The organism is Acidiphilium sp. 20-67-58 (assembly GCF_002255515.1).
In the GTDB taxonomy this organism is placed as follows: Bacteria; Pseudomonadota; Alphaproteobacteria; order Acetobacterales; family Acetobacteraceae; genus Acidiphilium.
The window spans coordinates 1-2,116 of sequence record NZ_NCAS01000088.1; the positions used below are offsets into that span (position 1 = coordinate 1).

Sequence of the window (2,116 nt, forward strand, 5' to 3'; positions counted from 1 at the left end):
TGTCGTTCAGCCAGAAAAGTTCCGCCATGCTCCAAGTCCTCCGAACAGACTTGAATCAGACGCCCCGTAGTCATGGCAATAGGTACAGAACCTAGAGCACTTTCCGATCCGGTTGGATCGGATGTAGTGCTCTATCATATCGATAAGTCGAGCATCTTTATCCGATCAGGTGATTCCATCTGATCGGATGATGCTCTAGCACCTTCCTCACCCGCCAAGGCACCAGGCCGGTGATCTCGCCCATGCCCAACCGCCGCGCCATTCCGCCCTTCGTAAGCGCTGTCGGATCGGCAATGTTGTTGTGACGCAGGCTGGGCCCGATGTTTGTGGGCATGAGCGACGTCGGCATTTCTGAGATTTTTGAAGCGGATCGGGTTGAGGCGATAGGAGCGGCTCGTACGAGCCCTCATAGGAGTGCTTCGAAGGAGCGGGTTGAGGTGATCACGCGCGGGGCGCGCCGGCGGTGGTCGAGGTCGGTGAAGCGGGCGATTGTGGAGGCGAGCCTGGCGCCCGGCGTGATGGTTTCGGCGTTGTGCCGTCAGCACGAGATCAGCAGCGGGCAACTGAGCACGTGGCGCCGGCAATATCGGGATGGCGATCTGATTGAAGCGGCGCCGCTGGTGCCGGGCTTTGCGCGGGCGGTGGTAAGCGGGACTGCGCCGGCGTTGGGCTTGGCGGCAGCGCCGACGGCGATGGAGACGATCGAGATTACGCTGCCGGACGGGGTGGTATTGCGTGTCGGCACCGAGGTGGACCAGTTGGCGTTGAGCCGGGTGCTGGCGGTGCTGAGGGGCGGATGATCGCACCCGGCGCGGGTGTCCGGGTCTATCTTGCCTGCGGCCGGACGGACATGCGCAAGGGGCTCGACGGACTGGCGATGCTGGTCCAGCAGGTCTTTGGCGGGAACCCGTTTGACGGTGCTGTCTACGCATTCCGCGGCCGGCGGGCTGGACAGATCAAGCTGCTCTGGCACGACGGTGTCGGGTTGTGCCTGCTGACGAGGCGGCTGGAGCGGGGTGCATTCGCCTGGCCGCAGAGCGGGACGACGCTGATGTCGCTGAGCCCGGCGCAGCTTGCCATGCTTCTCGAAGGCTGCGAGTGGCGGGCTCCGGTGCAAAGCCTGCGTCCGACGCTGGCGGGATAGGCCCCGCTCACGCGAGAGTCATTGGCATCCTGCCTGGTTGCTCGCGATAGTTTGACCGTGCCGATCGATCTTGCCGCCCTTCCCGACGACCCGGGCATCCTGCGCGACCTGGTGAGCCACGCGGAGCATGAGAAAGCCGGCCTGCGCAGCGTCAATGACGATCTGCGCGCAGAGATCGACAAGCTTCACCTGCTGATCGCGAAGCTGCAGCGGCATCGCTTTGGCCAACGCTCTGAACAAATGGATCCGGACCAGCTGGCCCTGGCGCTGGAAGATCTCGAACAGGCGAAGGCTGCGGGAGACGAAGCGGCGCAAGCTGGCACGGCGGATGGGCAGACACGTGAACGCAAGCGGCGGCAGCGCAATCTCGGGGCGTTGCCGGACAGCCTGCCGCAGATCGAGGTCGTGGTCGATCTCGAGGAGAAGCAATGTGCCTGCTGCGGCAGCGCGCTGCATCAGATGGGGGAGACGGTGAGCCGGATGCTGGACTTTGTGCCGGCGTCGTTCCGGGTGAAGGTGATCCGCCGGCCACGCTATGCCTGTGCGTCCTGCGACGGGCCGCCCGTGCAGGCACCGGCACCGCCAAGGCCGATCGATGGCGGCATGGCAAGCGAGGCGCTGGTGGCGCATGTGCTGGTCAGCAAGTTCGCCGATCATCTGCCGCTGTATCGCCAGGCACAGATCTACGAGCGACACGGGATCCGGCTCGATCGTTCGACGCTGGGCGACTGGGTCGGCCGGGCGTGCTGGTGGCTGCGGCCGCTCTACGATCGGATCCTCTCGCATGTGATGGCCCAGGAGAAGATATTCGCCGACGACACCACGCTGCCGGTGCTGGATCCGGGGCGCGGGCAGACGAAGACCGACCGATTATGGTGCTACGCGGTCGATGACCGCCCGTGGTGTGGGCCGGCGCCGCCGGCGGTTGCCTTCGTCTATGCGACCGATCGCAAGGGCGAGCGCCCGGCTGCG

3 protein-coding genes are annotated in these 2,116 nt (G+C 65.2%); all 3 read left to right on the forward strand.

The genetic code is table 11. From position 1 onward, the window contains the following. The first annotated feature begins 332 nt into the window (after positions 1-332). Positions 333-800 (forward strand): IS66-like element accessory protein TnpA, encoded by a 468-nt coding sequence (tnpA, locus tag B7Z76_RS15965; protein WP_291345232.1) that lies wholly within the window; start codon positions 333-335, stop codon positions 798-800. Then, complete coding sequence (tnpB, locus tag B7Z76_RS15970; protein WP_174502219.1) at positions 797-1,144, forward strand: IS66 family insertion sequence element accessory protein TnpB; 348 nt, start codon at positions 797-799, stop codon at positions 1,142-1,144. Before tnpA ends, tnpB begins: the two co-directional genes overlap by 4 nt. Positions 1,145-1,201: 57 nt before the next feature. Beyond that, positions 1,202-2,116, forward strand: a 915-nt coding sequence (gene tnpC, locus B7Z76_RS15975; protein ID WP_291345233.1) for an IS66 family transposase, incomplete at its 3' end; no start/stop codon positions are given.